Annotated in this window: 5 protein-coding genes; 4 read left to right on the forward strand and 1 reads right to left on the reverse strand. The window is 45.8% G+C overall.

Annotated features, from left to right (window positions below; translation table 11 throughout):
- The coding region (locus tag B2633_RS06190; RefSeq protein WP_483169788.1) for a S16 family serine protease at positions 1-920 on the forward strand (920 nt) is incomplete at its 5' end.
- Positions 921-1,247: 327 nt separating this feature from the next.
- On the opposite strand, the gene B2633_RS06195 is transcribed toward B2633_RS06190, so the two are convergent.
- Positions 1,248-2,552 carry a hypothetical protein gene (locus B2633_RS06195; protein ID WP_061215210.1) on the reverse strand — a complete coding sequence of 435 codons (1,305 nt, stop codon included), beginning with the start codon at positions 2,550-2,552 and terminating at the stop codon, positions 1,248-1,250.
- Between the two features lie 455 nt (positions 2,553-3,007).
- On the opposite strand from B2633_RS06195, the gene B2633_RS06200 reads away from it, so the two are divergent.
- Genes B2633_RS06200 through B2633_RS06210 form a run of 3 tightly spaced genes read left to right on the forward strand, consistent with a single transcriptional unit; the run spans position 3,008 to position 6,697 of the window.
- Positions 3,008-4,897 carry an aldehyde ferredoxin oxidoreductase family protein gene (locus B2633_RS06200; RefSeq protein WP_061215211.1) on the forward strand — a complete coding sequence of 630 codons (1,890 nt, stop codon included), beginning with the start codon at positions 3,008-3,010 and terminating at the stop codon, positions 4,895-4,897.
- Positions 4,898-4,946: 49 nt separating this feature from the next.
- Complete coding sequence (locus tag B2633_RS06205; RefSeq protein ID WP_061215212.1) at positions 4,947-5,453, forward strand: 4Fe-4S dicluster domain-containing protein; 507 nt, start codon at positions 4,947-4,949, stop codon at positions 5,451-5,453.
- A 5-nt stretch (positions 5,454-5,458) separates the two neighbouring features.
- Positions 5,459-6,697, forward strand: coding sequence for an NAD(P)/FAD-dependent oxidoreductase (locus B2633_RS06210; protein WP_061215213.1), 1,239 nt, complete (start codon positions 5,459-5,461; stop codon positions 6,695-6,697).
- The last annotated feature ends 46 nt before the right edge of the window (positions 6,698-6,743 follow it).

The raw sequence follows: 6,743 nt of genomic DNA on the forward strand, positions 1-6,743 counted from the left end.
ATGAATTGCGCCGGGTGGATATATTAGGTACTGTACGTTCTCGCTTTGTTATTGTTGATACTGCCGGAACTGATCAGGGAATATCGGGTCGGGATCAGAGGGCTATTATGAAAACTACATCGGCCTTGCTCAAGCTTCTTTATCCGGATGGGCAAGTATTAGATGAAGAGTTGGAAGAGGTGCTGCTATTATCCTGCGAGCTGCGCCAGCGGGTCAGGGAACAGCTGCATTTGATGGCCCAGGGGGAATATGAGCGGGTGAAACTGGGGGTGAAAATACTTTCATCGGGTAAAGTGCTTGCTCCCAATTTGCCGGATGCGGAACGCATCCAGCGCATTTCACTGCCGGTCGAACCCCGGGTGGGGGAAGTACTGGGATTGGCGGTAGCAGGTGATCATGGTTGCACGCTTCATTTTGAGATGCAGGCCAGTAAAGGCCATGGTCGCATTGTACCCCTGGGGTCTATTCAAAAGATTATGCGGGAAAGCATAGAGGCTGCAGCTCAGTATATTAAGACTCATCACGATGAGTTGGGGATAGGGGCACAATGGCGGGAAAATTATGATGTTGCGGTACTGGCAACGTATATGGGGGTTCCCAAAGAGGGGCCATCAGCAGGAGTAGCCATGGTGGTTGGTATTGTCTCAGCCTTGAAAGGGGTTCCTGTACGTAATGACCTGGCCATGACCGGGGAAATAACTATTATGGGTAAAGTTCTTCCGGTAGGTGGTATACAGCAGAAGATAAGAGCCGCATATGATGCCGGGATTAAAGAAGTATTGCTGCCAGCGGATAACCTGCGGGAGACCGAGAACCTGCCAGCTTATGTTCTAAAATCATTAAAAATTACTCCGATAATTAGCATCGCGGAGGCGCTTGATAAGGCGTTAACTAAATTTGATATAACCGCAATATTTTAGGGGACATTCTCGTGTCCCCGTTCTTGATTTAAATATACCAAGCAAAGGGGGTTATGGTCATAGTAAATACGATTCGTGAAAAGACTATAGTTAAGCCCGGGGGGTTGGTTGAAGCTCGTTCAGGAGAATTACCTGTTGGGGTTACGGTTGAAGCAACTATAGTAGTCGAACGTGATAATACACAATCGGTAACCCGGTCGCTAGTTAATCTTATTGGGTCTGCTAAAGGATGTTTCTTATCTCCCCAGGAGGCAGATGAGTTTATCAGGGGAGAGCGTGACGCATGGGATTAACCGTTTAGTATTATTTGTGATTAAAGTCTAAGCACTATGAATCTTCTTTATGAAGTTCTACAGAGCGAACCTGGTTTTTTCTGTCAAAATTTATTATTAAGACTTGTCGGCTGGTGGTAGCCAAAAACCGGTAGCATTCGTTGTACATGGTAAACTGCAGGTAAGCGCGAGGGCTTCCGATTTCATCTTTGCCATAAATAGTTTGGTGAGCCCATTTTCGTAGTTGTTTGTCTTTCCCGGGAAATTTATTTAGTACATCTTCAATGCTGTCGCCGATCCTTATTCCCCGTGGAAATTCACCTTGATATGACTCGGAAGATAGGTTGAGAAGCCGAAACACCCCATCAGTTTTTAAATCAGATTGGTTGGTATATTTGTCATTAATTTGATAAAAACCGTAATGGCATCCATCTTTGATAATTGATTTAACATCAGGAGCATTGTCGAAAGCTTCATCATAACCACCCAGAATTTCAATTACCTTTTCGTAACTCATGCCCAAGCGGACTCCATTGGCGAAGACGAACTCGTCATCACTTAAATACTCATCAGGGCAATAGGGTACTGATTTAGAAGCATCAGCTTTAGAAGCAATAGGGTTCTTAGCTTCATCATATAGCCGCTTATATGAAAGCATCTGCAGGTATGTTTTGCCGTTGTCTGCTTTACGGTAAAAGCTAGATTCGGCCCGGAGATGTTTAAGCTCTGGAGGTATTAATGAGGTATCGCCAATATATTCCTCAGGTGATTTATTATCCAATATATCGGATTCGCCGAACAAATATACATCAAAAATTGCGGTAACGGAACCATCAGGATTATTAGATATCCTGGCTAAATAGTGGGGATCAGACCCGTGAAAATCCCAGCCGGTCGGAATGTAGCTGTCGCCATTGGCATCGTAAGTAAAATAAGAGGTATCTATGTTACTCATAAGGGTACGATTAAAGTGCTTTTCGGTGAAGGTATTAACGTTGGCCAGCTTTACAGCTCCGGAATCATCTTGCCAACCTGCCTCCAAAGCTTTCATATACCCGAATAACAACAGTTCTTCTACCGGGATGTTTTCTGACAGTGGAAAATCGCTGAAAAAGCGCATATTATCGAGATCTTTGAGCAAGTAATAGTATTCTGTTCTTAACTTAAGCTTTTCTGAGGATAATTCTTGCTGGTTCATTTGGCTGTCTTTGCTGGTATTTTGTATTTTGCTGGGCTTTTTAGTATCGGGTGCAATTAATGTTGGTTTGGGATTAGCATTTATTAAGACTGCCACCGCCCCTATTGTTATAACAGCTAATGATAAAATGATGCCGATAATAACTTTTTTCTTATGGAGCATATCAAACCCTCACTTTGTTGTTTAAGTAATGAAGGGGATATATTCAATACGAAATCTTTGACAATTATACGCTTTTTAGAAGTCATGCTTTCATCCTGGGGGAGCCTGGACTGAAAAACTTAACCTGTTAACAACCTCCATAACAATATGCCGGAGAGTATGTCGGAATAAAGCTACGGCCAGTGGTTGGCTCCAATAGACAGCGGTAACGCCCTAGAAGGAAGCACACCTAATGTTTCTAAGAATCCCGTAGGGACGGTTTTCGTGGATATTAAAACAAAGTTGCTTTGAGAAGTGTTTGTAAATCTCCATTTATGAATATATAATTGGTATACAATCTAATTTAATTCGCTTTATAAATATTGGCTTGACATAAATTGTTATTTTTCTGATTGATTCGTATACGAGGCGAAAAGATAAATTGCCTTGATAATGAAGAGAAGGGTGGGGAGTTTATGTTTGGCTATGCCGGAAAAATGCTGGAAGTTTATCTGAGTACTCAAAAAATAAAGACAAGAAAGCTCGAACCGGACCTTGCCAGGGACTATATAGGCGGGATCGGATTTAATGCCCGGATATTATATGATGAGATACCCGCAGGTGCTGACCCCCTTGGCCCTGACAATGTTTTGGTATTTAGTGTCGGCTGCTTGGTCGGAACACCGTTTCCAACCGCCTCGCGCATGGAAGTCTCGGCCAAATCCCCGGCAAGCAACGGATTTGGATCATCAAACTCCGGCGCCTTTTTAGGCCTTCGCTTGAAATGCGCCGGTTATGACGGGATGATTATCAAAGGCCAGGCGCAAAAACCGGTATACCTTTTAATCGAGGAAGACACGATCGAAATCAAAGAAGCTTCTTTCATATGGGGCAAAGATGCATGGGAGAGTATAGACCTGCTTAGAGCTCGCCACTATGGAGCCGAGATTATTTTAATCGGTCAGGCCGGGGAAAACCTGGTGCGCTTTGCCAGTATTGAAAACGGATATTATGATGGATTTGGGCGTACCGGGATGGGGGCGGTCATGGGGTCCAAAAAGCTAAAGGCAGTAGTTGTTAGAGGGTCAAAACCAATAGTACCCGCTGATCCCCAAGGGGTCCTGGAGTTAAGCGCCAAAGGACAAAAGTTGATAAAATCGGCATCTTCTTACCAGGCTTTTTGTGCTTATGGGACCATGAATGCCACCATTCCCTACGGTGGATTCAATGCTTTATCAGTACACAATTATTCCCGGGGGACTTTACCGGATTGGAAGCAAAAAGCCGGGCGGCAAATAGTAGATATATACGGCAGCCGGCATATTGCCTGTCAATCATGCATCATTGCCTGTGGGCATTTGGCAGAAATAAACGAAGGAAAATACGCAGGTACGCTGGTAAAGGATATGGAGATTACCCCCACTGTATCTTATTCGTCAAATGTCGGTCTGAGTACGGAGGCTTCCATCAAATCCAGCGAGCTGTGCCAGCGTTACGGTATCGATATGTCCAGCTCAGGAAGCGTAATTGCTTTTGCCATGGAACTCTATCAAAAAGGTATCATCAACAAGGATGATGTGGGTTACGAGCTTGCTTTCGGGGATGATGACGCTGCCTTTGCCTTGCTAAGGGATATATCTTTGCGGCAGGGAATCGGAGATATTCTGGCAGAAGGAGTAAAAAGGGCAGCAGACCACTGGCCGGGAGCGGATGATTATGCCATTCATGTCAAGGGAGTGGAGGTACCCATGATCGATCCCCGTGGACGCTGGTCAACCTGGACCTTAGGCATGCTTACCAATATCCGGGGCGGGGACCATCTGCGCTGTCGCAATCCGGTTGAAAATTTGCGTTATAATGAAAACCTTTATCATTACCAAAAAGAGAGATTTGGCTTTAAGAAGCCTATGTATGACCGCCTGGATATGCCTGAAAATTTAAAATCCGCAGCCATAGACCTGGAAAGTGATACGGTTGATATTGCCATTATGTCCAAATGGGCGGAAGACCTGATTAATTTATACAACTCGGTCGGTATATGTATTCGACCACCGGTAATGGAAACTATAGGACCCACACTTCTGGCCGAGATATATACTTGTATGACCGGGATACCTATGAGTCCGGATGAACTGATGATGGGTTCGGAAAGAGCCTGGAATCTTATGAAACTATTTAACATCCGGCATGGAGAAGTTGCCGGTGATAGCAAGTTCCCGCGCCGCTTTTACCGTGAACTCCAGTCCGGTAATATTGTGGATGAAGATAAAGTACAGGCTGTTTTGGAGCAATACTGGCAGGCCCGGGGCTGGGACCCCGGCACCGGACATCCTTTGCCGGAAACAGAAAAAAGACTCGGTATTTAATCCCCACCCCGTGATAAGTGATCTGCGATTAGCTGGTGGAGGAGAAGGTATGAAGCAGAAAAGATTATATCACAATACTTCGCTTTGCGATGGCTGCGGCCTTTGCCAGTTGGTTTGCGCGCTTGAGCACTGTGGGCAGTGGAATCATTATCAAAGTCGCATCAAAATTGTTAATGATATGGAAAGAGAAGCTTTCTATGCCGTGTGCTGCACCCAATGTGAGGAAGCGCCATGCATTTTGACTTGCCTGATGAACACCATTTACAAGCAACCGGGCAGTGATATAACTGTTCGTGATTTATATCACTGCATAGGATGTCGTGCTTGTGAATTAGCTTGCCCGTTTGACGCAGCCGTATTCGATGTCATTCAGGAAAAAGTGGTTAATTGCGATTTGTGCGGAGGAAGGCCGCTATGTGTTGAATATTGCCCCAACCATGCCTTGACTTATGACTACCCGGGGGATCAAGCAGATAAAAAGCGCAATCAGGCAGCTTTGCAAAGGTTTGGAACCTCCTTGCTTGAGGTCTTTAAGTTTTCCGGGAAGGAGGCTTAGGTGTTTTGCGTATAATTATTATCGGCAATGGTGCAGCCGGCAATCAGGCGGCCCAGACCATCCAGGATTACGATCCGGAAGCCGAAATTACCATACTGGGCGCTGAATCAATACCCTTCTATTCCGCCTGTGCTTTGCCCGATTATCTGGCCGGTTGGATCAAACGCGACCAGCTCTTCCTCAGAAGTTCGTTAGAACGACACCGGGTTGAAATACGCCTGGGCCAGGCGGTTGAGGATATCAAACCTGACCGTCAGGCAGTAAGCGCAGGTGGAGAGTTGCTGTTTTATGACCGCTTAATCATAGCTTCCGGCAGCCGGCCGGTACTGCCGAATATTCCTGGAACAGGGCTGCCCGGTAATTTTGTCATTAAATCTGTTTACGATATTGACCGAATTCTCTCCCACAATCCCAGGCGCATTGTGGTGATCGGATCAGGAAACATCGGTATTGAAGCGGCTGAGGCGCTAGCATCCAGGGGATGTCAGGTAAGCATTATCGAGATGATGCCCCGCATTATGCCGCGTTTATTTGATGAGCAACCGGCCATGCTAATAAGAAATATATTGGAGGAAAATGGCATTGAGATACACACCGGTGAAAAAGCCCGGGAAGTAATTGGCAAAAATAAGGTTGAAGGTTTGATTACCGACTGCCGTAGAATTAGCTGCGATGCTGTAATCTGGGCGGCCGGCGTTCGTCAGAATACGGAACTGGCCAGAGCAGCGGGAATAGAAATAGGTGGCCTGGGAGGCATAAAGGTGGATTCGCAAATGAAAACCAGCCATCCTGCAATATATGCCTGCGGAGATTGCATTGAGACCTCGGATCTGCTTACCGGCAAACCCGCTTTGTGTTTGCTGTGGTCTTGCGCGAAAGCTCAGGCAGAAGTCGCGGCTCGAAACTGCCTTGGGGAGGAGATTGTTTACCCGGGAGCGCTCAAGCTAATTGCTGAAGAAGCATATGGGAAGCCATGCATGGCTGCCGGCCTGCTGGAAGAAGAACTGGACAGAACAGGGCTAAAGATTATTGAGAAAGAGACGGAGAATACTTACCATCGTATCTTGATCAAGAACGAGCGAATAATGGGCATTCAAGCAGTTGGCAGCATGGAAGCTATGGGGCCTCTACTTTACTTCATGAAAAAAATGATTGCGCCATCCGAGATAAAACGGATTATAAACAGCCCTGCGCTGTTGAAGAATATGCCGTGGATGCTGGCGATAGACAAATACTGGCAATAACAACGGAGGAGGTTGGGAAATGAATACGCAGGGATTTTTTATTGAT

Origin of the sequence: Syntrophomonas sp. UBA1041 (genome assembly GCF_002316705.1) — a bacterium.
In the GTDB taxonomy this organism is placed as follows: domain Bacteria; phylum Bacillota; class Syntrophomonadia; order Syntrophomonadales; family Syntrophomonadaceae; genus DTU019.

What these genes read in the sequence shown, in the direction of transcription:
- B2633_RS06195 (WP_061215210.1), bottom strand. Translation starts at nt 2,552, where the DNA reads ATGCTCCATAAGAAAAAAGTTATTATCGGCATCATTTTATCATTAGCT.
- B2633_RS06200 (WP_061215211.1), top strand. Translation starts at nt 3,008, where the DNA reads ATGTTTGGCTATGCCGGAAAAATGCTGGAAGTTTATCTGAGTACTCAA.
- B2633_RS06205 (WP_061215212.1), top strand. Translation starts at nt 4,947, where the DNA reads ATGAAGCAGAAAAGATTATATCACAATACTTCGCTTTGCGATGGCTGC.